This window comes from Kiloniellales bacterium, from assembly GCA_030064845.1.
In the GTDB taxonomy this organism is placed as follows: domain Bacteria; phylum Pseudomonadota; class Alphaproteobacteria; order Kiloniellales; family JAKSDN01; genus JASJEC01.
In genome coordinates, this window is the sequence record JASJEC010000058.1 from 1 (window position 1) to 24,484 (window position 24,484).

Below are 24,484 nucleotides of genomic sequence, written 5' to 3' on the forward strand. Positions count from 1 at the left end.
TGCTTCCTGCGCGACCTCGACGGCCACAAGATCGAGGCGGTCTACTGGGACTTCGCCCTGGTGTGACGGTTCCGACACTCTGCACGATAAACGTGCCGAGTGTCGGACGCTGCACCACACCAGGACCGTAGAGCTATTGTCCCTTTCATTCGAAAACTCGATCCCTCGAACTTTGAAACAGGGACACTGGCAGAGAAACTCGGTGCCGGCTGAGGCGGCGCGGCGCCAGGCTACACGGCGAGGGCGGTCGACGCGGCAACCTGCCGCCCGACGAGATGAGCATAGAGACCGCCGCGGGCCAGAAGCTCGTCGTGACCGCCCTCCTCGACGATCCGGCCCCGATCCAGCACGACGATCTTGTCGGCCTTGCGGACTGTCGAGAGACGGTGCGCAATGACGATCGTCGTGCGGCCCGTCATCAAGTCGCCCAAGGCGGCATGGACCAGTCGCTCGCTCAAGGCGTCGAGGTGGGAGGTCGCCTCGTCCAGCACCAGGACGGGGGCGTCGCGCAGGAAGGCCCGGGCGATGGCGACCCGCTGGCGCTGACCGCCCGATAGCGTCATGCCGCGCTCGCCGACGCGCGTTTCCAGGCCGAGCGGCAGGGAGTCGACGAAATCCTCCAGAGCGGCCCGGCGTAGAGCAGACCTTAGCTCCTCTTCGCCGGCCTCCGGCCTGGCAAGCAGGACGTTGGCGCGCAGCGTATCGTTGAATAGGTAGGTGTCCTGGGCGACCAGGGCGACCTGGCTTCGGAGCACGTCCAGCCGGTAGTCGGTTAAGGCATGTCCGTCGAGCCGCACCCGTCCTTCCTGGGGATCCCAGAAGCGCAGTAGCAGATGGGCCATGGTGGTCTTGCCTGCGCCCGAGGGGCCGACCAGGGCGACGGTGGCCCCGGCCGGCACCGTGAGGTTCACGTCGCGCAAGGCCGGCCGGTCGACACCGGGATAACCGAAGGTCACGTCCTCGAAGACCACCTCGGTTCCGGCGCCTCCTTCGCCACCAGCGTCCAGCGGACCGTCGGTGACCGGCGCCACTTCGCTGTGCACGGCGTGCAGGCGCCGGGTCGCCCCCAGGGTGTCCGCCAGTTGGCGGCTGACGTCGGCAATCTCCGAGATTGGCAGGAAGGCGGCCATCGCCATAAGGGTGAGCAGCGGCAGGAAGGCGCCATCCAGCCCGCCGGTCTCCACCAGGCGGCCGCCGGCAACCACCACAGCGAGTCCGCCCAGCCCGGTCATGACCTCGAGGAGGGCGGTTTGGGCCGTGAGGTCGCGGAAGAACGGCAGGCGCACCCGGTGATGGCGCCGCACCAGATCGAGAAAGGCGGCCTTGCGCGCAGACTCCTGCTGGAAGGCGAGAATCTCGCTCAGACCCTGCACGCTGTCCACGGCGTGAGCGTTGAGCGCGCCCAGGGCCTCGCGCACCCGCGAGGCGAGGTTGTCGATTCGGTCGCGCAGGAAGAAGGGACTGGCCGCCACGACCAGCAGGAACGGCAGCAGGGCGGCGGCCAGGCTCCAGTCGAAGGCGAAGAGCGTCATGACCACGGCGGCCGGGACCAGCACCGCCACGAAGGTCGGGGCGATGGTGTGGGCGAAGAAGTACTCCACCATCTCGACGTCCTGGGTCGCCATGGAGACCAGGTCGCCGCTGCGGCGCCGCACCAGATAGGCTGGGGCGAGGCGGTCCAGCTTGCGGAACAGGTCGATGCGCATGTCGGTCAGCAGCCGGAACGCCATGTCGTGGGCGATCCAGGATTCGAGCCAGTGCATCAGCCCCGCCGCCGGCGCCAGGATCGCGAGGGCGATCAGCCAGGGCTCGAAGGGCTCGCCGTGCCTAACCGCCGCGACCGCCAGGGCCGAGCAGACACCGACGCCGATGAAGGCGACGACCCGCGCGACGCCGAAGAAGAAGGTCATGGTAAGCCGCCCTTTCCACGGCGCGACGAAGGCGAGCAGCTGGCGGCCCGCGTCCATCCAGCCGAGGCCGCGCGCCTGGAGGATCGCGTCCGCCGGCTCTTCGGGGGCCTCTACTCCCGGACCCTCTTCCTCGGCATCGAGCAGCGGCTGGCCGCGCGCCGGCAGCTCGATCGTCCTGCCGGTCTCACCCTCTCCCGCCTGTTCGGCCATCAGGCGGAAGTAGGTACCGCGCCTGGCCATCAGCTCTTGGTGCGGACCTTCCTCGACCACCTGTCCGTGATCCAGCACCAGGATCCGGTCGGCGTCGATCACGCTCGAGAGCCGATGCGCCAGGATCAGGGTCGTTCGGCCCTGCATCAGGCGGTCGAGAGCCTGCTGGATGACCGCCTCGTTCTCGGCGTCGACGGCGGAAAGCGCCTCGTCGAGAATCAGGATCGGGGCGTCGCGCAGGATCGCCCGGGCGATCGCGATGCGCTGGCGCTGGCCGCCGGACAGGCGGATCCCGCGCTCGCCGACCACGGTCTGATAGCCCTGGGGCAGATCCCGAATGAAGAGGTGAGCGTTCGCGGCCTCGGCGGCGGCTTCGAGCTCTTTCTGGGTCGCCTCCGGCTTGCCCAGGCGCAGGTTGTCCTCGACCGTGCCGTGGAACAGCGTGGTGTCCTGATTGACCACGGCCATCTGCCGGCGCAGCGCGGCGAGGGGCAGATCGCGCAAGTCGCGGCCGCCCAGCCTGACCGCGCCGCCCTGGGGATCGTAGGTGCGGAGCAGCAGCCGGACGATCGAGGACTTGCCCGACCCGCTGGGTCCGACGATGCCGACCCGCTCGCCGGCGGCGACCGAGAAGTTCAGCCCGCTGTGCGTCTCGCCTCGACCCTCGGGATAGCTGAACGCCACGCCCTCGAAGGCGATCGTCGGCTGCAGGGACGCGTCGCTTCCCGCGCCTTGCCTCTGCTCCTCGACCAGCGGCCGGGCGTCGAGCAGGCCGAGCACCTTGGCCGCCGCCGATTGCGCCAGCATCCCGTCGTGCAGCAGCGACCGGAGATCGCGCAGCGGCCGGAAGACCTCGACCCCGAGCATCAGGATGACCAGCAGGATCTCCAGGCTGATCGCGCCCTCGGCGACACGATAGGCGCCCAGGGCCAGACCGGCCGCCGCACCGACCGCGATTCCCGTGTCGGTGATGCCGCGCGAGAGCGAGTTGGTGGCCAGCACCCACATGGTGCTGCGAAACAGCGCGTCGGCCTTCTCGCGCAGCAGCTTCGTGCGCTCGCCGCTGCGCCCGAAAGCCTTGAGGGTCGCCAGCCCCTGGATCGAGTCGAGGAACTCGGCGGCGAAGTCGCCGTAGGCCTTGGCGCGTGCCATGGACCGCCGGGTATCCCAGCTGTGGAAGGCGGCGGGCGCGACCAGGGTGAAGAGGGACGCGGCCAAGAGCACGGCGGCGACCGGCAGGTCGAGCCAGGCGACGCAGAGGAAGATCGCGATCGGCGTCAGCGCGGCGACAAAGAACTGCGGCAGGTACTGGCCGAAATAGACTTCGAGCTGCTCCACGCCGTCGATCAGGGACACGATGACCTCGCCGGTCCTCGTCAGGCCGAAGTAGGCGGGACCCAGCGCGACCACCTGGTCATAGAGCAGGCCGCGCAGGTGCAGCTGGACCCGCGCCGCGGTCTCGTGGGCGATCATGACCCGCCAGTACTCGGTCAGGCCCCTGAGCGCGATGACCAGCGCCACCGCGCCCGCGGCGGGCAGCAGCCGTTCCAGACTCGCGCCCAACAGCACCAGGCCGAGCAGCCAGCCCAGCAAGGCGAGCCGAGCGACGCCGATCAGGGACGAGATCAGCCCGACCAGGACGGCGGCGGCGATACGGCCCCGCACACCCTCGGTAAATACCCAGAGCCTTCTGTCGAAAAACATGCCGTCCTTCCTCGTGCACAGTCTGCGGGAGCCGGTGACAGGTCCCATATTGACCAAATGTTTTTGTTGCGCACTTTCTAAATTTGCATAGTGTCCAAACAAATTTGAACAGTGACAGCGGGCGCCCCGCCATGTCGATGAACTGGGACGATCTCAGAATCTTTCTCTCCGTGGCCCGAAACGGCAGCCTCTCGGCCGCCGCGCGCGCCCTCAGGATCAGCCAGCCGACCGTCGGGCGGCGCCTCAAGGCCTTGGAGGATTCCCTGGGCGCGCGGCTGTTCGACCGCCTGCCCGAGGGCTTCGCGCCGACCTCGGCGGGCACCGAACTGCTGCCCCTGGCCGAGGAGATGGAGCGCGCGGCGCTCGCCCTCGACCGGCGCCAGGCGGCCCTGGCCGACGGCGTGCGCGGCACGGTGCGCCTCTCGATCTACGAGGTCATGGCTCAGTTTCTGCTCGACCACCTCGCCACCCTGCGCCGAAACCTGCCGGAGATCGAGATCGAGCTGGCGGTCGCGCACATCTCGGCAAACCTGTCCCGCCGGGAAGCCGATCTCAGCCTGCGCGAGTGCCTGCCCGACGCGCCCGGACTGATCGCCCGGCGGCTGGGCGAGATCGCCTACGCGATCTACGGCGCGCGCGACTACGTCGCGGCGAACCCCGCCGCCCTGGGCGAGGCCCGCTACCGGGACTGCGCCTGGGTCAGCACCGACGAGGAGCACAACTACTTCGCCGGCCAGAAATGGCTGCTCGATCGGGTCGGCGACCGCCGGCCCATGGTCCGGGTCAACAACGGCATCGTGCTCTACGAGGCCGTGCGCAAGGGAGTCGGCCTCGGCATCCTGCCCTGCTTCGCGGCCGACGCCGACAGCGGGCTGGTCCGCCTGTCGCCGCCGCTCGGCGAAGTCAGCAGCGTCCAGCACATGATCGTCCACCACGACCTGCGCCGGGTCCCCTCGGTGCGCGCCGTGATGGACGAGCTGGCCCGCCTGTTCAAGCGCGAGGCGCCGCGTCTGCGCGGCGAGGCCGGAACGGAAACGCTTTCGGCCTAAGAAAGAGCCGCCATCCCCGCTCAGGCCTGAAGCCGCGCCAAGTCCGGCAGCGGACGGGCCAGATCCGGGCGGCCCGCCATGAAGCGCTCCAGGGCATGGGCGATCTGCAGCAGCTTGGCGTCCTCGCCGAAGCGGCCGACCAGCTGGATCCCGAAGGGCAGCCCCTTGGGGTCGCGGCCGCAGGGGATCGCCGCGACCGGATGGGTCGTCATGGTGAGCCCGTAGGTGATCGCCAGCCAGCGCATGTAGGTGTCCATGCGCTTGCCGTTGATCTCGGTGACGCTGAGCTGCGCGTGGGGGAAGGGCGAAACCGAGCAGGCCGGGCAGATCAGGACGTCCACGTCCTCGAAGAAAGCCAGCATGCGGCGGTAGATCTGGGTCTGCTCGGCGTGGGCCCAGGCGACGTCGCTTACCCCGTACTTCAGCGCCCGCTCCGTGTTGTCGATCACGTTGGGCCCCAGCAGGTCGCGGTGCTTCTCCAGCCGCTCCTTGTGGGCGGCGATGAAGTTGACCCCGCGCAGGACCTCGAAGACCTCGTGCACCGGCCCCAGGTCCGGGTCCCGGTCCCCGCAAGACGCGAAGAGGCCGCTCAGCTGACCGATCCGCTCGCGAAAGACACCGCGGATCCCGTCGTCGAGCGGGGCGCAGCCGAGATCCTCGGAGACCGCTACCGTGAGGCCGGCGAGATCGATCGGCGCCAGAGCGCGGAGGCCTGAGGCGTCCAGCCCGCGGGCGAAGGGATCGCGCGGATCCTCGGCCGCCTGGGCCGAGAGCAGCAGGGCGGCGTCCGCGACGCTCCGCCCCATGGGGCCCTCGACCGGAAAGGGCGAGAGGCCGACGCCGCGGCCCTCGTCCGACACGACGCCGGGTGTGGGCCGGAAGCCGACGACGCCGCAGAAGCCGGCCGGCGTGCGCAGGCTGCCGCCGAAGTCCGACCCGGTCGCGAGCGGCACCATGCCGGCCGCCAGCGCGACCGCGGCCCCGCCCGAGGATCCGCCGCAGGTCAGCTCCGGATCGAAGGGGTTGCCGGTCGCGCCGTAAACCCGATTCTTGGTGTTGGCGCCGGCGCCAAACTCGGGCGTGTTGGTCTTGCCGACGACGATCGCGCCCGCAGCGCGGACCGCGGCCACCATGCGCTCGTCGGCATCGGGCACGTCGTCCTTGTGCAGGAGGGAGCCCTGGGTGGTCCTGACCCCCTCGGTCACGTTGAGGTCCTTGACCCCGAGCGGCAGCCCGTGCAGCGGGCCGAGCGCGTCGCCGGCGAGGACGGCCTTCTCGGCCGCCGCGGCCTCTGCCTCGGCGCGCTCCCAGCAAGTCGCGACCATGGCGTTGACCGCCGGGTTGACCGCCTCGGTCCGGGTGCGGCAAGAGGCCAGCAGCTCGCGCGGCGAAACCTCCTTGGTCCCGATAAGCCGGCGCAGTTCCACCGCCTCGAGATCGCACAGCTCGTTCATCACCGCCCCCCTTTTCCTATGGCGTACCAGGCTTTGCCCGCCAGCATAGGCCTTTCAGGGGCAGGCTGGAAACCGCCGGCGGAGCGCCGGGAGATCAGACGGCTTCCTCCTTGACCCGGAAGAAGGTGGCGTAGAGCACCGGCACCACGACGAGGGTCAGGACCGTGCCGAGACCGAGACCGAAGGCGATCACGCAGGCCATGGAGTAGAACAGCGGGTCGACCAGGATGATCAGCGGCAGCACGCCGAGCATGGTCGTGGTCGCGGACATGAGGATCGGCCGGAAGCGCGAGACCGCCGCCTGCACCACGGCCTGGTGCGCCGAGCGATCCTCGGCCCTGAGGCCGTCGATCCGATCGATCAGCACGATGCCGTTGTTGATGATGACGCCGGCGAGGCTGAGCAGGCCCAGGATGCCGAAGAAGTCGAAGGGCGCGCGCAGCACCAACAGGCCGACCAGGGCGCCGGCGAAGGCCATGGGCACGGTCAGCACGATGATCAGGGGCCGCCGGAAGGAATTGAACTGCCAGATCAGCAGGACGACGATGCCGAGCACGCAGGCCGGCATGTAACGGAACAGCTTCTCGTTGGTCTCCGCCGCATCCTCGAGTTCGCCGCCGATCTCCCAGCGGTGTCCCGGCTTGAGGTCGAGTCCCTCGAGGACCGGGGTTATGGCGGCCACGAGTTGCGGCGCCTTCAGGCTCTGGTGCCGGGCCTCCACCGTCACGGTGCGCTCCTGATCCAGGCGCGCGATCCGGCTGTACTGCCATTTGCCTTTGATGTCCGCCACCTGGGTCAGGGGGATCGTCTCGCCGCGCTCGGCCGAGAAGACGTTGACGTTCCACAGGTCGCCCAGAACGCTGCGCTCCTCCTGGATCGCCTGGAAGACGATGGGGATGGCGAGGTCCCCTTCCCGGTACTGGGTAATCTCCTGCCCGTCCATGAAGGCGCCCAAAGAGATCGAGATCTCCTCCGAGGTGACTTCGGCGCGCCGGGCGCGGACCTGATCGACCAGCACCTCGATCTGCGGGATCCGGTTCTCCCAGTTGTTCCGGCTGTAGTCGAGGCCGGGCAGGTCGTTGAGCGCCCGGACCACCTCGGCGCTCTTCTCGTAGATGTGATCGATGTCCGGGCCGATGATCCGGAACTCGACGTAACCGGGCTCGGCCGAGCCCAGCCACATCCGCTTGAGCCGCGCGTTGACGCCCGGGTAGTTGGCGGCCAGATGCTCGTTCAGACGCCGGATAACCGTCGGGACCTGCTCCGCGTTTTCGGTGTTGACCACGGCGAAGGCGACGTGGGGATCCGGATCGACCGGGGAGAGCGAGAGGAAGAATCGCGGGCCGCCGGTCCCGACGTAGGCGATCGTCGAGGTCACCTCCGGGTTGATCGCCTCGTTGTTCAGCCAGGCGGTAACTCCCCGCGTCATCTCGTCCGTCGATTCGATCCGGGATCCGGCGGTGAGATCGAGGTAGACGAGGAACTGGTTGCGGTCGCTGGGCCCGAAGAATTCCCGCACCAGGGACGAGGCGGCGAAACCGGCCATGCCGACCAGGCCCGCCGTCACCATGAGAACCAGGAAGCGCCTGCGCAGGGCCAGCTCCAGGAAACCCCGGTAGGTCCGGTAGAAGCCCGTGTCGTAGGGGTCCTCGGCGTCGTCCGCCTTGGCCTTGACCTTCATGAACCAGGCCGCCATGGCCGGCGTCATGGTCATCGAGAGCAGCCAGGACGCGAGCAGCAGGATGATCACGACCATGGGCAGGGCGAAGGCGTACTCGCCGGTTTGCCCGTCGATCAGCAGCATGGGCGTGAAGGCGAGGATCGTCGTCAGCGACGACGTCAGAAGCGGGATGGCCAGCGTCTGGCCCGATTCGAGACAGGCCTTCATGCGCTCCTGCCCGCGTTCCAGGCGGGCGCGGATGTCCTCGGCGACGACGATCGCGTTGTCCACCAGCATGCCGAGCGCCACGATCGCCGAGACGATCGAGACCCGCTGCAGCTCGATCCCCATGAACCCCATGACGATCAGGCCGAAGAGCATGGTGATCGGCACGAAAGAGCCGACGATCAGGCCGCTGCGAACGCCGAGGAACAGCATGACGACGACCAGCACGGTAGCGAGCGTCTGGTAGACGTTGGAGAGCGCGCCGTTCACCGCGCTCTCGACCAGGTCGGGCTGGAAGGTGGCGTAGTCGAGCACGTAGCCGATCGGCAGTTCGGCTTCCAGCTCCCTGATCTTCCGGGTCAGGCGCTCGCCGAACTCGACGCTGTTGACCCCGGGCACGATGGCGACGCTGACGACGATGGCCGGCCTGCCGTTGAAATAGGCCAGGCTCTCCGGTGGATCGATGTAGGTCCGCTCGACCGAGACGATCTCGATCAGGGGTATGACCTGCTCGGAATCCGGGATCGAGATGAGGACATCCTCGATGTCCTCGACGCTCTGGAAGCTGCCCGAGGGCCTGATGATCACGGCCAGGTCGTCGACGTCGAGGCTGCCGCCCGGCAGCACGACGTTCTGGCGCCTCAGGGTATCGACCACGTCGGCCATGGAGATGCCGAAGCTCGCCAGCTTGGCGTTGGAGAAGCGGAGGAAGACCTGCTCCTCCTGGACGCCGTAGAGCTCCACCTTGCGAATGCCGTCGAGTTCGTAGAGCCGGTCGCGCACGTCTCGGGCGACCAGGCGCATTTCCGCCATTGAGAAGCCGTCGCTCCAGAGCGCGATGGTGGCCACGGCGGTCAGGCCGAACTCGTCGTTGACGAAGGGGCCGAGCGTCCCGTCCGGCAGCTGCGGGCGCAGATCGTCCATCTTGTTGCGCAGCTTCTTAAAGATGGCGTCGAGATCGTCGTACTCGTCGCGCAGGATCGCGTGGATGATGGTCACGCCGGTCTTGCTGTCCGAGGTGATCTCGTCGATCTCCGGCATGGTCCTGATCTGCTCTTCGATCCTCCGCGTGATCAGGTCCTCCATCAGCGGCGTCTCCATGCCGGGGAACTGCGCGACGATGACCGCTTCGCGGATCACGATCGAGGGATCCTCCAAGCGCGGAAACCTTACGAACATGGAGATCCCGACCACGACGATCAGCAGGATCCAGGTGATCGTCAGGCGGGAGGTATCGAGTGCGAAAGCGGTCAGGTTCGGCATGGTCCGGTCCCAGGATTAGGATCGATGGCCAGTGGGGCGCAGCGCACCGGATCTCAAGGCGCCAAGAGCTTCACCTCTTGCCCGTCCTCGAGAAAGGAGACACCGGCGACGGCGATGACATCGCCGGCGGAAAGCCCTTCGGTAATGACGATCCGGTTGTCGCTGACACCCCTGCCGCGGATCGCCACGCGATTCACCTGGGAGGTCTCGGCGTCGAACACGAAGACGTAGCCCTCGCGCGGCCGCTCGCCTGGAACGATGGCCGAAATGGGGACGAGGAAGCTGTCGCTGTCGCTCTCGCCGCCGAGCAGCAAGCTGACTTCCGCCGTCATGCCCGGCAGGACGCTGACCGATTCCTCGGTTACGGCGACCTTGACGGGAAAGGCGTTCGCAACACCCGCGGAGGTGCCGATCTCCGAGACGCGACCCTCCGCCACGACGTTCTCCAAGGTCGGGAAACGGAGCCGCGCCTGCAAGCCGAGGTGCAGATCCCGAATGCTCGACTCGGGAACGCTGATCCGCACCTCCATCAAGCCTTCCGCGTAGACGTCGTAGATCGGCTCGCCCCGCCCCACCTCGGCAAAGGGATCGATATGGCGGACGGCCACGACGCCGTCGAAGGGGGCGATCAAGTCGGTCTTCTGAAGATCGCGCCGGGCCAAATTGAGCTGCGAGCGGGCGTACTCGACCTGGTTGCGGGCGCTGTCGAAGGCGGCCAGGGCCTGTTCCTGGGCGGAGCGCGCGACCCAGCCCTTCTTGTAGAGCGCGTCCTGGCGTTCGAACTCGGTCTTCTTCTCGGCGAAGTCGGCCTTCGACCGCCCGAGCGAGGCCTCCGAGGAGCGGACGTTGAGCTCGAAGGTCTGCCGGTCCATGACCGCCAGCACATCGCCCTTACTGACGCGGTCCCCGGCTTCGAACCGGAGCTCCTTGACGTTGCCGGCGACCTCGAAGCTCAAGCTCGAGGAGTCGACGGCCTCCACGACCCCGGGGAACCTGCGTTCCTGACCCAAGGCCCGCTCGGATACCGTGATCGTCTTGATCGCGCGAACCGGGTTGAAAGGCTCCGGTTGCTCCTGCTCGCAGGCCGCCAAGACCAGGGCCGCCGACCCCAGAACGCAAAGCCGGCGGAGCGGCGTCGTGGCCGTCAACCGGCGGGGACGGACTTTCAAGCTACCGAATCCCACTGCGAATCGCGCCTCCTGTCGTGGACCGACTGTGCCGCTCTCTACCGCGCCCCACGCGGCGGCACAAGAGACCCCGGGCGGCCCGGGCTGCGGGCGGGGTACCGCCCGGGAGGTCCCGTGCTAGTGTTCCGGCCCTGACCATCGAGACTGGAAACGGGAACACCATGACGGAGCTGACAGGAAAGGTGGCCTGGGTCACGGGCGCGGGGAGCGGAATCGGGCGGGCCGTGGCCGTGGCCCTGGCGGGCGAAGGCGCCGCCGTCGCGCTCTCGGGCCGCAGGGAAGCCGTGCTCGCCGACACCGCCGCGGAGATCGAGCGCGCCGGCGGGAAGGCGCTCGCGGTGCCGCTCGACGTGGCGGACCGCGAGGCCGCGCGGCGCGCGGCCGGCGCGATCCATGAGCGATTGGGCAGTGTCGGCATCCTGGTCAACAACGCCGGCGTCAACGTGAGCGAGCGTCACTGGCACAACCCGGACCTGGACCAGTGGGACCGGCTGATCAAGACCAACCTGAACGGCGTCTACTACACCATCGCCGCGGTCCTCCCCGCCATGCGGCAAGGGGGCGACGGGCTGATCGTCAACATCGCCTCCTGGGCCGGACGCTACAATTCCTATGTCGCGGGGGTCGCCTACGGCGCCAGCAAGCACGCCGTCCTGGCGCTCAACGCGAGCCTCAACATGGAGGAATGCCGCCACGGCATCCGGGCCTGCGCCATCTGCCCTGCGGAGGTGGCCACGCCTATCCTCGACAAGCGGCCGGTCCCCGTCAGCCAGGACGAGAGAACCAAGATGCTGCAGCCTGAGGATCTCGCCGAGACCGTGCTCTACGTCGCACGCCTGCCCGCCCGCGCCTGCGTCAACGAGATCCTGATCAGCCCGACCGCGAACCGCTTCTTTCTCGGCACGCCGGACGTTCCCCCGGCGCCGGAGCGCTGACGCCGTGGCTGGTTCCGGGAGATCCCGCATCCTGCTCGCCGGCCCGATCCACCAGGCCGGCCGCGCCCTGATCGACGCGCGGGACGACGCCGAGTACGAGATGCTCCAGGCCTGCAGCGTCGAGGAGATGAACGCGCGGCTGCCCGATCTCGACGGCGTCGTTCTGCGCCTCACGCCGCTGAGTGCCGACTCTATCGCCCTTGCCGGGCGCCTGAAGGTGGTCTCCCGCTTCGGTGTCGGTTTCGATGCGGTCGACGTGGCGAGCCTGACCGATCGCGGCATCCCGCTGACCATTACCGGCGAGGCCAACTCGACCACCGTGGCCGAGCACGCGATCGGCATGATGATCGCGGCCTCGAGGAACTTCGCCGCCTTCGACCGCGCGGTGCGCGCCAGCGACTATTCCAGCCGAACGGTCGGCGGCCAATCCGATCTTTGGGCCAAGACGGTGCTGATCGTGGGCTTCGGGCGCATCGGCACCCGGGTGGCGAGGTTCTGCCGGGCCTTCGACATGGAAGTGCTGGTGGCCGATCCCCACGTCCCGCGCGCGGCCGTGGAGCAGCAGGGTTTCCGTTACTTCTCGGACTTCAGGGAGGCCTTGCCGGAAGCGGACTTCGTCACGCTGCACCTGCCGGGGCGGGAGGACAGGCGGGCCATGCTGGGCGCCGCCGAGTTCGCAGCCATGAAGCCGGGCGCCTTCCTGATCAACACCGCCCGGGGCACCCTGCTGGACGAGCCGGCCCTGGCGGCGGCCCTGACGGAGGGTCATCTGCGCGGCGCCGCGCTCGATGTGACCCGCGAGGAGCCGCCGTCGCCGGACTGCCCGCTCCTGAACCTGAAGTCGGTGATCTTCACGCCGCACAGCGCCGCCCTTACGGAGGAGTGCAATCGCCGGGTCTCGGTCACCGCCGTCCAGAACCTGCTCGATGGCCTCGATGGCCGCCTGGACCAGGCCATGGTGGTCAACCGGAAGGTCCTGGACCGCTCCAAATCTAAAGACTAACCATTTTGTAGAGATTGGGCCCTAGAAGTTGGCCCATGACGGCCGACGCCAGACGAAGCGAAAACCGGCGCACCTCCCAGGCGCTCTACGCCGAGGGCCGAATCGACGCCGCCATCGAGCAGATCCAGTCGCTGCTCGATGAGCACCCCGATTCGCCCAATATCGACGAGCACAAGCTCCTGTCGCTCTTCTGCTTCTCCAAGGGAGACCTGGCGGCGGCCCTGGCCGCGACCCAGCGGACCCACGATCTCTTCCCCGAGGACCTGGACGCGATCAAGAACATCGCCGTCGTGCTCTCGCGCATGGGCCGTCCGCGGGAAGCCCTGCCCTGGGCCGAGCGGGCGCTCGACCTGGAGCCGGACACCCCCGAGGCCCACGATTCCCTGGCGCATATCCACGGCCAGCTCGGCGACCGCTCATCGGCCCGCAAACACGGCGAAGCCGCGCTTCGCCTGAAGGACGCCGAGGCCGCGCAGCGGTCGGTCCTCTGCCAGATGCCGGACTCGGCCCCGCCGCCCTTCGACGCCAAGGCCCCGAACCGCAACATCATCGCCTTCAGCCTCTGGGGCGACGATCCGCGCTACACGGAGGGCGCCCTGCGCAACGCCGACCTGGCGCGGGTGATCTACCCGGAATGGCGCTGCCGATTCTACTGCGGCGCGGACGTGGCGGAGGACGTCATCGCCGGGCTCCTCGCCCACGGCGCCGACGTGATCCGCATGGCCCAGGGTGGCCTGCTCTACGAAGGGCTGTTCTGGCGCTTCGAGGTCGCCTCCGATCCCGGCGTCTCCCGTTTCCTGGTGCGCGACGCCGACAGCGTGGTCAGCCTGCGCGAGCGCGCCGCGGTCGAGGACTGGCTGGCGAGCGACAGGCACTTCCACGTGATTCGCGACTACTTCACCCATACCGACCTTATCCTGGCCGGCATGTGGGGCGGCGTCGGCGGGATCCTGCCCGACCTGCGCGCGGCCCTGCCGGGCTACCTCGAGGGAAGCGCAAAGAACGCCAACTGCGACCAGAAGTTCCTGCGGGAAGTGGTCTGGCCGATGGTGCGCAAGAGCGTGCTGGTGCACGATTCCTGGTTCGAGAGCAGGTCGTCCCGGCCTTTCCCGGAGCGCGCCGTTCAGCGCGCCGGCTGCCACGTCGGCCAGGACGCCGGCTTCGAGCCCATGCCCGAGGCAGGCAGCTACGCCGTCCGGACCCGCAGCGCGGCCAAGGAAGAGGCGCCGCGCCGCCGGCGCTACGTCTTCACGCTCACCACAGGGCGGTCCGGCACGAGCTACCTCGCCAAGCTCCTGGACTCCCGCGCCCTCGACGCCGAGGTCCACCACGAGCGGACCGGATTCCGCGACCTGGGCCGGATCACGCCGGACGCGTCCCATTTCACCCAGTTCAACGCCGCGGGCAACGTCCCGGCGGTGCGCGAGTTCTGGCGCCGAAAGCTGACCGGACTGAAGGTCGGCGCGACCGAAACCTACGTCGAAACCTCGCACTTTCTCGCCAAGGCGGGTCTGCTGGAGAACCTGGCCTTCCTCGGGAGCGAGGCCGAGATCCACGTCGTGGTCCTGGACCGGGACCTGGAGAGCCTGGTCTGGAGCTTCGCCAACCGGATGGATTTCGCGAACACCGGCTTCACCTGGCTGTTCACGCTCGACCCGCGCTACCCGCGCAACATCGTCGACGCGCAGCCGCTGCTGCGCTACGGCATGTTCGGTTCCTGTCTCTGGTACGTGATGGAGATGCGCGCTAGGGCGGCCTACTACCGGCGCCTGCTCGCCCGGCAGCCCAACCTCACCTTCCACAGGGTGGACCTGGAAGAGATCGCGGGCGAATCCGGGGCCGGGCGGCTGCTCGAAGACCTGGGGCTCGAGCCGGTGGCGCCCCTGCCCGAGCTGCCCGGCCGTCAGAACGCCAGCCAGGACGCGCTGTTCAATCGCTTCCACCGGCTGGAGATGCGGGCCATGATCGCCGACCATCCCTTCGATCCCGAAGCGCTCGCCGAAGCCTACCTGGAGTCGGGGCGCAGGATCGGCAAGCCGGGCTAAAGCCCCTCGTCTCGAAACGGGAACGCCGCGAAAAGCCGGCGTGACACGGCCGATTCCCGGCTTATTGTTGCGATCAACCGCAGCAAGAAGAAACCTGGGAGGGCCGACCTTGCAGATTCACGCCGCGCCTCTGCGCGCCCTGGTCAGAGAGGTCTTCCAGGCCGCGGGCTGCGACGGGCAGGAACCCGATCGCATCGCCAACTATCTCGTGGGCGCCAACCTGACCGGGCACGACAGCCACGGCGTGATCCGCGTGCCGCGCTATCTCCAGTGGATGGCGGCGGGCGGCGTGAAGCCGAACCGCGAGATGACCGTGGTATCCGAGAACGACGTCATGGCGGTGCTCGACGGCAACTTCGGCTTCGGCCAGACGATCGGGCCCCGCGCCGTGCAGCTGGGCATCGACAAGGCGGCAAGCGCGGGCGTCGCGATCGTCGCGCTCCGGCACTCGGGCCATCTCGGGCGCATCGGCGACTGGGCCGAGATGGCGGCGGCCGCGGGCCAGGTCTCGATCCACTTCGTCAATGTCTCGGGCAGCCTTCTGGTCGCGCCCTTCGGCGGCGCCGAGCGACGCATGTCGACCAACCCTGTGGCGATCGGCATTCCCGTGCCAGACGAGGATCCGCTGATTCTGGACTTCGCCACGTCCCTGGTGGCCGAGGGCAAGGTCATGGTCGCGCTGGAAGGCGGCAAGCCCCTGCCGCCGGGCAGCCTGATCGACGACGACGGTAAGCAGACGACCGATCCGACGATCTTCTACGGCTACGGCCCGGGCGAGACGGTGCCCGATCCGCGCAAGGGCGGCGGCGCGATCCGCGCCATGGGCGAGCACAAGGGATCGGGTCTGTCGTTCATGTGCGAGATGCTGGCCGGAGCCCTGACCGGCTCGGGCTGCGCCGGACCCGGACCGCGGCCGCTGTGCAACGGCATGCTGTCGATCTACCTCGAGCCGGCGTTCTTCGATTCCGACCACGGCTTCGCGGCGGAGGCGCGCCACTACGTTGAGTTCTTCAAGAGCGCGAGACCGGCCGGGCCGAACGGCGAGGTGCTTGTGCCCGGAGATCCGGAACGGCGCAACCGCGCCCAGAGGCTGGCCGAGGGGATCCCGCTGCCGGACGACACCTGGAACGGCATTCTCGAGGCGGCCCGGTCCACCGGGCTGACCCAGGCCCGCATCGACGCGCTGATTGAAACTCCCGAGACTTGAGCGGATCAGGTCAGCGGGATCATGACGTGCTCCCGGAAGGCGGCGCGCCCCTGGAGCCTATCATACCAGGCCGCCGTATTGGGCAGCGCCGGGCGTTCGATCGGCAGCGCGTGGTAGCGGTAGCAGGCCGCGCCCATCGGGATGTCGCCCATGGTGAAGGCGTCGCCGGCAACGTAGGGCCGGTCGGCGAGATGCTGGTCGAACAGCAGGAAGCTCTTGCCCAGGCGCTCGGCCGCGGCGGTGATCGAGGCCATGTCGCGTTGGTCTTCCGGCGTCCGGATCAGGCCGAGGAAGATCGGGTGCATGTCGGGCAGGATCGTCGTGATCTTCCAGTCCATCCAGCGGTCGGCGAGGGAGCGTTCTCCCGGCTCTTCGGGCCACAGTTCGCCGGGGTCGTACTTGGCGGCCAGGTAGCGGACCACGGCATTGGATTCCCAGACCAGCATACCCCCGTCGTCGAGCACGGGAATCCGCCGGTTGGGATTCATCGCGCCGTATTCCACCGTGTCCAGGCCGCCAAAGGCGCCGCCGACGTCGCGCCGCTCGTGGTCGAGGCCGAGCTCGGCCACGGTCCACATGACCTTCTGGACGTTGATCGAGTTGTTCCGTCCCCAGATCGTTCGCACGCCCTTGCCCTCCCTTCGCCTATTTGACCTTGGCCGACTCGGCCAGCGCCTGCCTCAGAACCTCGGCATCGAAGCCGGGCGTCCGGCAGGCGTCGAGGATCACCTTCTCGCGCCGCGCCACCAGGTCGATCGCGGCCGGCAGCTCCGCGAGCGCGCGGCGCGGGATGACCACCGCGCCGTGCCGGTCGGCGTGGATCAGGTCGCCGTCGTCGACCGTCATGCCGAAGACGTTGACCCGGCCGCCGAAGTCGACCAGGTGCACGTGAGCGTGGCTGGGCCCGACCTTGCCGCCGAGAATCTGGAAGCCGGGCGCGAGGTCTCCCCAGTCCCGGAACGAGCCGTTGGTCACCGCGCCGAGCGAGCCCAGCGCCTTGTGGATGGTTGAGTTGACCTCGCCCCAGAAGGCGCCGAGCCCGGGTCTGGGGTCCAGGTCCTGGATCACGCAGACCGTGGGGCCCGGCCCCTCGCCGACATAGGCGTAGTAGCGTGCGCGCTGCCCGCGCAGGGCCTCCGCGTCGAGCGGCGAGGCCTCGAGCGCGCGGATCGTCGCGGTCCGGGCGTAGCCGACGATCGGCGGCAGAGCCGGGTCGGCGCAGAAGAAGGGCTCGGTGGTGAAGCCCTTGGTCCGGAATTCCGGCAGCACAAGCTCGAGCCCGTTGCAGATCGTCGGCGTGTCGAAGCGCCGCAGGGCTTCGAGCTCGGCCGCCGTTGGCGCCCCGCCGGTCACGATCGGCCGTCCCCGAGCGCGGCCCGCAGCTCGGTGACCGCGCCTTTGGCGGCCGCCGCCATCAGCAGGTTGTCGCTCATAATCGTGACCAGCTGAAAGCCGAGGTCGATCATCTTCTTGGCGTAGGCCGGCGAGCCGCAGTGAATGCCCGGGGTGACGCCGTGCCGCTTGGCGGCGGCCAGGATCGCCTCGATCGCGGCGACGACCTCGGGGTCGGTCTGGTCCGGCTTGGCGACGCGGCCGAGCGACAGACCCAGATCGGAAGGGCCGATGTAGATGCCGTCCAGGCCTGGCACGGTCATGATCGCATCCAGGTTCTCCAAGGCCTCCTGCGTTTCGATCATGGCGATCGCCAGCACCGTGTCGTTGGCTTCGGCCAGGTAGTCCGGGCCGCCGTACATCAGGCCGCGCACGGGGCCGACGCTGCGGAACCCGGCGGGGGCGTAGCGGCAGGCGCCGACCAGGGTCTCGGCCTGTTCACGGTTGTTGATCATGGGGCAGATCACGCCGTAGGCGCCGGCGTCCAGCATCTTCATGATGTAGCCGGGATCGAGCCAGGGCACGCGGGTCATGGGCACGGTCTCGGTGGTCGAGACCGCCTGCAGCATGGCAAGGGCGTTGGGGAAATCGACCATGCCATGCTGCTGGTCGACGGTCAGCGAGTCCCAGCCCTGGTGCGCCATGGTCTCGGCGGAGAGACTGCTGGGGATCGCCAGCCAGCCGTTGATGACGGCGCCTCCGCGCGCCCAGATTTCCCTAACCCTGTTCGGCCTCATAGCCTTCCTCCCCCCGTTTCTCTCTCTCGTTCAGGCGTTGATGGTCATGCCGCCATCGACGGTCAGGAGATGACCGTTGACGTAAGAACCGGCCTCCGACGCCAGGAACACCGCCGGCGCGCCGATCTCCTCGGGCCGGCCCCAGCGGCCGAGCGGCGTCCGCTCGGCGACCCAGCCGGAGAATTCGGGTTGGGCGGCCAGCACCGCGGTCATCTCCGTCTCGATGAAGCCGGGCGCGATGGCGTTGCAGGTGATGCCATCCGGCCCCAGTTCCACGGCAAGCGCCCGCGCGAGAGCGGCGAGCCCGCCCTTGGCGGCCACGTAGCCGGGGACGGTCGGCCGCGCCACGCTGCTCATGATCGAGGCGGTCATGATGATGCGGCCGCTCTGCCGGCGGCGCATGGGTTCGGCGGCGGCTCGCGCCAGTGCGTAGCAGGCGGTCAGGTTGGTCTCGACGACCCGCCGGAAGTCCTCGACCGCGTGCTCCTCGAGCGGCGCGCGATGCTGGATGCCCGCGTTGGCGACCAGAACATCGAGCCGGCCGTGGGACTCGACGATCTCGTCCACGGCCGCGCGGCCGGCAGCCTCGTCGGTGACGTCGAAGGCCGCGACCGCGGCCGCGCCGCCCGTCTGCGCGATCTCGGCGGCCCGGTCTTCGAGCACGCCTCGGTCGCGGCCGTTGAGCACGACCACGGCGCCGGCGCCTGCCATGGCCCGGGCAATTGCCCAGCCCAGCCCCCGCGACGCGCCGGTCACCAGGGCGACCCGGTCGTTCAAGCGAAAGCAATCCTGCATGCCTGCCCCCCGACTGGCGGTCCGGTCGAACCCGAGACCTGCCTCATCCTAGTCGTAGGCCGGGGCCCGGGCCAAGCCAAAGGCGCGGCGGGTCACGACGGGACCGGGACGGAAGCCGGTGGCCCCTCGACGTGCGATTTGCTATCTTCCCCGCACCGATTCGGCCCGTCTGTCCCTTTCCGCGAAGCGCGCGTGGCGGCACGAAAGAACGCTCCTGAACACCCGGACAATGGCGCCGACGCAATCGGCCTTGGCAGCTGACACTGGGTAGGTAGTCATGATACGGCGTCGGGTCTCGATTCTCTTGGCGGCGGTCCTGGTTATGGGCGCGCCTGCGCACGCCGCCGACGACGAGCGCTCGCTTCGGCGCAGCATCAACCAGGGCACGGTCGGGCTGGTCGCCAGCCCAGCCGGCGACACGGACCTCGCCATGGCGGCGGAAATCCCCTGGGTGCTGGACAGCGACGACCTGCGCGTCCTGACGGTGGCCGGCAAGGGTTCGCTGCAGAACATCGACGACATTCTCTACCTGCGCGGCATCGACCTCGGTCTGGTCCAATCCGACGCCCTGCCGCTGGTCGAGCGGGAAGCCGCCCAGAAAGGCGTCGCGAACCGCCTGCACTACGTCACCCACCTCTACGACGAGGCGCTGCATCTCGTGGCCGGCGATGCTATCGCGGATGTCCAGGACCTCGCCGGGCGGCAGGTCGCCGTCGGCCCCCCGGCGGGCAAGAGCGCGATCACGGCCCGGATCCTGTTCGAGACGCTCGGTGTGCCGATCGTCGCGTCGCCCCTGGCGGGCGGCCACGCCCTCGCCGCGGTAGAGAGCGGCGAGGTCGCCGCCATGCTGGCCGTGACCGATCCCTCGGCGCCGTTCTTCCAGGGCCTCGGCGCGCGCAACGGCGTCAAGCTGCTCGCGCTGCCGCTCACCGACGACCTGCGCAAGACCTATCGCGCGGCCACCCTGTCGGGCGCCGACCATCCCGGCCTGATCGCGGAAGGCGAGCAGGTCGAGACGCTCGCCGTGAGCACGGTGCTCGCCGTCTACAACTGGAAGCCGGATACCACGCGCTATGGCAAGGTCGTCCGCTTCGTCGAGTCCTTCCTCAGCAACCTGCCGGCATTTCGCGAGGAGACCCGCCATGCAAAGTGGCGGCAGGTGAAACCCGGCGTGATGGTCCCGGGCTGGATCCGGTTCAAGCCGGCCGAAGACTGGGTCGTCCTCGAGACCGCGGCCGCCTCGGGCGACATCAAGGCGGCCTTCGAGTCCTTCGTCGCCACCCAGGCGCCGAGCATCGCGAACCGCCTGGACAGCGAGCGCGAGAAAGAAGAACTGTTCCGCCTCTTCCTGCTCTGGCAGGCGAGTCAGCGCGAATAGTCCAGATCCGATTCTGGCGGCCGTCTCAGGGCTGGCTACGATCGCTCTGCAGCAGGCTCTGCGCTTCGAGGTCGCCCGCTTCGGCCGCGCGCCGGTACCATTCGGCGGCCAGGGCCGGATTGCCCGGAACGCCGATCACTTTCTTTTCTTTCAGGAAGGCGGGATCGTAGGTGCGCCCCATGGCGGTGGCGGCCTTGGCGTTGCCCTGCTGGACGGCCAGTTCATAGAACAGCCGCGCGGCCGCGATATCTCCCAAGGCGAGCAGTCGGTCGCCGCGGGCGATCCAGTCATTGGCCGGGGCGGCGGGCGCCGGCGGCGTCTCGGCGGAGGGTGCGGACAAGGCGGGGGCCGGGACGCGGTCCTCGCCTTCACCATCCCGCGTTTGCTGGGCGCGCGTCTCCACCGGCGCTGCCGCTTCCGCGGGGTCCGCTTCCGGCACCGGGGCCGCGATGGCGTCGACGATCACCGGCAAGGTCGCCGCCGTTTCCGCGTAGGAGTCGTTCGACTCTTCGGCGCGGGCCACGACATCGATCTCCATGCGGCCGCCGTAGTCGGCCGGCGGCAAGAGCGCGAGAGCGCCGAGATCTTCCGGCTCGAGCCGCCAGCTGCCGTCGGCGGCGCGGCGGCCGGCGCTCAGCGCGAAGCCCTCGGGCAAGCCCTCTACGCTGATCGAGAGGCGTTCGGAGCCGTCGAGGTCGCTCAGGGAGGCGGAGATCGCCAGCGCGATCGCCGTGCCGGCCTCGCCGCGCGCCTCGGAGACCCACAGCTCCGGCGCGTCGGCGACCGCCTCGACGTCCACGGTCATCAGCGCGCTGGGCCGCTCCGCCTCCTCCTCGAACGCCAAACCGGCCTCAACCGTGATGGCCATGGTCCCGCTGAAATCCGACGGCGGCAGCAGCTGCAGTCCTTCGAGCTGCTCCGGCTCCAGGCGCCAGCGCGCCCCGTCGTCTTCGACGCCGATCGATAGCGCCGCCCCCTCGGCCAGCCCGCTCAACAGCAGCGACAGGGGCCCACCCGCTTCCTCGGCGCCCGCGAGGGAAATCTCGAGAGGAATGGCCGAGTCTTCCAGGCCGCTCGCGTCGGCAGCCTCGACCAGCACCAGGTCTTTCAGGGTGCGCAGGATCAGCGTCGTCTCCGCCACCGCCGTGGCGGTGTCACCCTCGGCCTCCTCCGCGTAGAGCGTGACGGTCAGGGTAAAGCGGCCGCTTGTGCCCGGTTCCGCGGTCAAGACGAGGGCCGCCAGTTCCTCGGCGCCGAGCAGCCAGGTTCCCCCGGGACCCGGCTCCCCGTGGGACAGGGTCGCCCCATCGGGCAGACCGGCCAACTCGACGGAGAGCTTCTCAGAGCCGTCCGGGTCGCCCGATTGCGCCGAGATCGAAAGGGGAATTGCTTGGCCGGCCACGCCGCTGACGCTCCCGGCGGCAAGGCTCGGCGGGTCGGCGACCCCGCGCACCTGGACGGTCAGGACGGCTTCGGCGACGGCCGATCCGCCGTCGGGCTCGGTGGCTGTTGCCCGCACGGAGAGTGGCATGGCGCCGCTGAAGTGGGGTGGCGGCGTGACGGTCAAACCGTCGAGCTGGTCGGCCCGCAGGCTCCAGGCGCCGTCGGCCCGTTCCTCGCCGCGGCTCAGCCGCGCGCCCGGGGGCAGGCCGGCCACCTCGACCGTCAGGGTCTCCGAGCCGTCACCGTCCGGGGTTTCGGCGGCGATGGCGAGCGGGATCGCTTCGTCTTCCAGGCCTTCGGCCGGCGTGACGGCGAGGGTCGGCTGGTCGGCGCGCGGCGTTACGACGACGGGCAAGATGGCCGAGACCGCGGTCTCCCCGATACCGGCGACGTCGGCCTCGACCGAAAGCTCGAAGCGCCCGCTGAAGTGGGCCGGCGGGGTCAAGGTGAGGCCCTCGAGCTCATTGCCGCCGAGCCGCCAGATGCCCTCTTGCTCCGCGGTGCCGGCGGAAAGCGCGGCCCCCTCGGGCAGGCCGCTCAGGGTGACCCGTACGCCTTCGGGCCCCCGCACGTCCTCGGTGGCGATCCCGATCGCCAGGGCGACGGGGATGTCCTCCTCGCCGGCGGATTCGCCGACCTGAAGGTCCGGTTTTCTCAGATTGGGCGCGACCGAGAGCGTCGCTCCCGCTGTCGTCACCGCCCGCCCGCCATCCACCTCGACCGCTACCGCCTGGACCTCGATCTCGATATCGGTGAGCGCCTCCGGCGGCGGCGTCGCGGTGAGGCCGTCGAGCTCCGCCGGCGTCAGCGTCCAGATACCGCCGTCGGATAGCGTGCCGGCCGACAGCAGCCAGCCCGGCGGCAGGCCGCGCAGCTCGACGGTGAAGGACTCGGAGCCGTCGAGGTCCGTCGCAGCGGCGTCGATCGCCAAGGGAATCGGCTCCCCTGCCTTGCCTGCGCCGCCCGACACCTCGAGCCGGGGCGGATCGGCGACACCGACAACGGTGATCGGCAGTCGGGTGCTGGCGAAGGCGATGGTCGCGTTCCCGCCGACCCGGTCCCGCGCGGTCGCAGCAATCTCCAGGGCCAGGCTGCCGCTGAAGTCCGGCGCCGGAACAAACTGCACGCCAGCGATATCCGCGAGGGTCAATCGCCAGCTGCCGTCGGGCTGCCGGATCCCCGCGCTCAAGGCGCCGCCTTCGGGCAGGCTGGAAACCCTCACCGTGACGTCGGCGGGATCGATCTCGGCGGGGTGACTGACGTCGATGTCGAGCGCGACAGGCTGGTCCTCCGGGCCGCTGGCCGCGGACGCGACGATCACGGGAGGGCTGCCCGGGTTGTTCGATGCGGCCGACAAGGCCGGGCCGCTGGCCGGCCCCGACTCGAACAGCGACCCGTCCTGCAGGTTCTGCCAGAGTGCAGCCAACCTGTCCCGGGACAGCAGTGATTCCTCACCCGGTACCGCGGTCAGCAGGAAGCCGACCATCACCGCAGCGCCCATCGCGGCGCCGATCAGGAACCCGCGGAGGACGAGCGTGAGTCCAGAAGATCGGGAGGGGGCCTGCCGCGCTCGCGCCCCGGCCAACTCGCGACCGCCGGGCGTGGCCGCCGTCTCCCTGCGGTGCCGCTCTCTCGACCGCTTCTCCGCCTGCTCGATCTCCTGCTCCACCGCGAGCAGATCCACCTTCAGCGTGAGGACGTCGTCGCCGGCGGATTCCTGCTTGTCGTCCGTCGCGGCGCCCGGGGCTTCGGAGCCGGCATCTCCGAACAGCGCGACGGCGCCGTCGACATCGGGCGCCGGCTCGCAGATCTCGGCGGCAAGATCGACGATGTCGGGCGAGACCGTCTCGGCGTCCTGGTCGCGGGCCATGCGCAGGCTGGTGCCGCTCAGGCGGTTGATCAGCCGCGGCACCCCGCCGGCAAGCCGGGCCACGCGCTCCGAGGCGCCCGCGTCGAAGACCTCCTCGGACTGGGCGCCCACGACCGCCAGCCGATGCTTGATGTAGGCCGTGGTGTCGACCTCGTCCAAACGATCGAGACTGTGGCACGCCTTCGAGCAGGCGCGCGCGGCCTCGGTCTCCGAGGCCTCCAGGCGTTCGGCGAGCTCGGGCTGTCCGGCGAAGAGCACCTGAACCGAAGGGGACTGTTCCGATGCGCAAAGCTGGCAGAGCCGGACCAGCGCCTCGTCCGTCATGACCTGCGCCTCGTCGACCAGGATCAGCAGAGGCTTCCTCGTCCCGACCTCTTCCGGGACAGCTTCGTTCCAGCCATCGAGTCCGAGTCCGTCGGCGCCCAGCTCGCGGCAGCTGTCCAGCAGGTCTTCGTAGGACAGCCGCGTGTAGCTCGGGTAGATGACCTTGAACTCCGAGCTGTCTAGTTCCTGCTGCAGCTTCCCGAGCAGGGTCGTCTTGCCCAAGCCGGAGCCTCCGATCAGGAGCGTGCAGGGGCGGCCGCCGCGGATATCGGCGATCAGCGCATCGTAGGTCTTCCGTCGTTCGTCGTTGAAGTAGAGAAAGCGGTGATCGGGCGCGGGCTTGAAGGGGTCTTCCCCGGACTCGAGGAGTTCGATCGGCATTTCTTCCGTCTCGCTGTCCCTTCCGACTGCTTATTGGTTTGTCTTCACACCAGGGCCGGACCGCGAATCGCCGCTTTAGGGCCTGTTGACACTCACGGCGCGCTCCTGGCGGGAGCGGATTTGCGCCGGGGCTAGGAGCGGGAGGCGCCGTGGGGTGGGGCCCCACAAGGCCTTCCGCGACGCCGCCCCAGCGCAAATGCGCCCCGTCCCGAAGGGATCCGGCGAAATCGGCCTCCTGCCGCGTTGCTTGTCGTCGAATATGCTCGGCATGTCCTTCCTCCTCGCGCCTAACAGCAGGCCGATTTCACTCGG

The 24,484-nt window shown here is 69.2% G+C and carries 15 protein-coding genes; 6 read left to right on the forward strand and 9 right to left on the reverse strand.

Features of this window, described 5'->3' with window-relative positions:
- Window positions 1–230 precede the first annotated feature (230 nt).
- On the reverse strand, window positions 231–3,824 hold the full coding sequence (cydC, locus tag QNJ67_17415) for a thiol reductant ABC exporter subunit CydC (protein MDJ0610758.1): 3,594 nt from the start codon (window positions 3,822–3,824) through the stop codon (window positions 231–233).
- Between the two features lie 131 nt (window positions 3,825–3,955).
- Between cydC and QNJ67_17420 the strand changes: the two genes are divergently transcribed.
- Window positions 3,956–4,873 (forward strand): LysR family transcriptional regulator, encoded by a 918-nt coding sequence (locus QNJ67_17420; GenBank protein ID MDJ0610759.1) that lies wholly within the window; start codon window positions 3,956–3,958, stop codon window positions 4,871–4,873.
- 20 nt (window positions 4,874–4,893) lie between these two features.
- Here the strand turns inward: QNJ67_17420 and QNJ67_17425 are convergent, their stop codons facing one another.
- The 3 genes from QNJ67_17425 to QNJ67_17435 form a co-directional block, all read right to left on the reverse strand.
- Complete coding sequence (locus tag QNJ67_17425; GenBank protein ID MDJ0610760.1) at window positions 4,894–6,327, reverse strand: amidase family protein; 1,434 nt, start codon at window positions 6,325–6,327, stop codon at window positions 4,894–4,896.
- A 94-nt stretch (window positions 6,328–6,421) separates the two neighbouring features.
- A complete protein-coding gene (locus tag QNJ67_17430) occupies window positions 6,422–9,475 on the reverse strand; it encodes an efflux RND transporter permease subunit (GenBank protein ID MDJ0610761.1) in 3,054 nt (1,017 codons plus the stop codon).
- 53 nt (window positions 9,476–9,528) lie between these two features.
- Window positions 9,529–10,644 (reverse strand): efflux RND transporter periplasmic adaptor subunit, encoded by a 1,116-nt coding sequence (locus tag QNJ67_17435; GenBank protein ID MDJ0610762.1) that lies wholly within the window; start codon window positions 10,642–10,644, stop codon window positions 9,529–9,531.
- 179 nt (window positions 10,645–10,823) lie between these two features.
- Between QNJ67_17435 and QNJ67_17440 the strand changes: the two genes are divergently transcribed.
- The 4 genes from QNJ67_17440 to QNJ67_17455 all read left to right on the forward strand — a co-directional run bounded on the left by QNJ67_17440 (window position 10,824) and on the right by QNJ67_17455 (window position 15,852).
- Window positions 10,824–11,597, forward strand: coding sequence for an SDR family oxidoreductase (locus QNJ67_17440; GenBank protein MDJ0610763.1), 774 nt, complete (start codon window positions 10,824–10,826; stop codon window positions 11,595–11,597).
- Window positions 11,598–11,601: 4 nt separating this feature from the next.
- Complete coding sequence (locus QNJ67_17445) at window positions 11,602–12,600, forward strand: hydroxyacid dehydrogenase (GenBank protein ID MDJ0610764.1); 999 nt, start codon at window positions 11,602–11,604, stop codon at window positions 12,598–12,600.
- A gap of 35 nt (window positions 12,601–12,635) precedes the next feature.
- Window positions 12,636–14,645 carry a tetratricopeptide repeat protein gene (locus QNJ67_17450; GenBank protein ID MDJ0610765.1) on the forward strand — a complete coding sequence of 670 codons (2,010 nt, stop codon included), beginning with the start codon at window positions 12,636–12,638 and terminating at the stop codon, window positions 14,643–14,645.
- A 109-nt stretch (window positions 14,646–14,754) separates the two neighbouring features.
- Window positions 14,755–15,852, forward strand: coding sequence for a malate/lactate/ureidoglycolate dehydrogenase (locus tag QNJ67_17455; protein MDJ0610766.1), 1,098 nt, complete (start codon window positions 14,755–14,757; stop codon window positions 15,850–15,852).
- Window positions 15,853–15,857: 5 nt separating this feature from the next.
- Here the strand turns inward: QNJ67_17455 and QNJ67_17460 are convergent, their stop codons facing one another.
- Genes QNJ67_17460 through QNJ67_17475 form a run of 4 tightly spaced genes read right to left on the reverse strand, consistent with a single transcriptional unit; the run spans window position 15,858 to window position 18,776 of the window.
- The gene (locus QNJ67_17460) at window positions 15,858–16,478 is read right to left on the reverse strand and encodes a glutathione S-transferase (protein MDJ0610767.1); all 621 of its coding nucleotides are present in this window, start codon (window positions 16,476–16,478) and stop codon (window positions 15,858–15,860) included.
- 19 nt (window positions 16,479–16,497) lie between these two features.
- Window positions 16,498–17,205, reverse strand: a complete 708-nt coding sequence (locus tag QNJ67_17465; protein MDJ0610768.1) for an RraA family protein — start codon at window positions 17,203–17,205, stop codon at window positions 16,498–16,500.
- The gene (locus tag QNJ67_17470; GenBank protein ID MDJ0610769.1) at window positions 17,202–17,981 is read right to left on the reverse strand and encodes an aldolase/citrate lyase family protein; all 780 of its coding nucleotides are present in this window, start codon (window positions 17,979–17,981) and stop codon (window positions 17,202–17,204) included. The genes QNJ67_17465 and QNJ67_17470 overlap by 4 nt, the downstream gene beginning before the upstream one ends.
- 30 nt (window positions 17,982–18,011) lie before the next feature.
- Window positions 18,012–18,776 (reverse strand): SDR family oxidoreductase, encoded by a 765-nt coding sequence (locus tag QNJ67_17475; protein ID MDJ0610770.1) that lies wholly within the window; start codon window positions 18,774–18,776, stop codon window positions 18,012–18,014.
- Between the two features lie 277 nt (window positions 18,777–19,053).
- Between QNJ67_17475 and QNJ67_17480 the strand changes: the two genes are divergently transcribed.
- A complete protein-coding gene (locus QNJ67_17480) occupies window positions 19,054–20,154 on the forward strand; it encodes a TAXI family TRAP transporter solute-binding subunit (GenBank protein ID MDJ0610771.1) in 1,101 nt (366 codons plus the stop codon).
- Between the two features lie 25 nt (window positions 20,155–20,179).
- On the opposite strand, the gene QNJ67_17485 is transcribed toward QNJ67_17480, so the two are convergent.
- Window positions 20,180–24,172, reverse strand: a complete 3,993-nt coding sequence (locus QNJ67_17485) for an AAA family ATPase (GenBank protein MDJ0610772.1) — start codon at window positions 24,170–24,172, stop codon at window positions 20,180–20,182.
- Window positions 24,173–24,484: the final 312 nt, after the last annotated feature.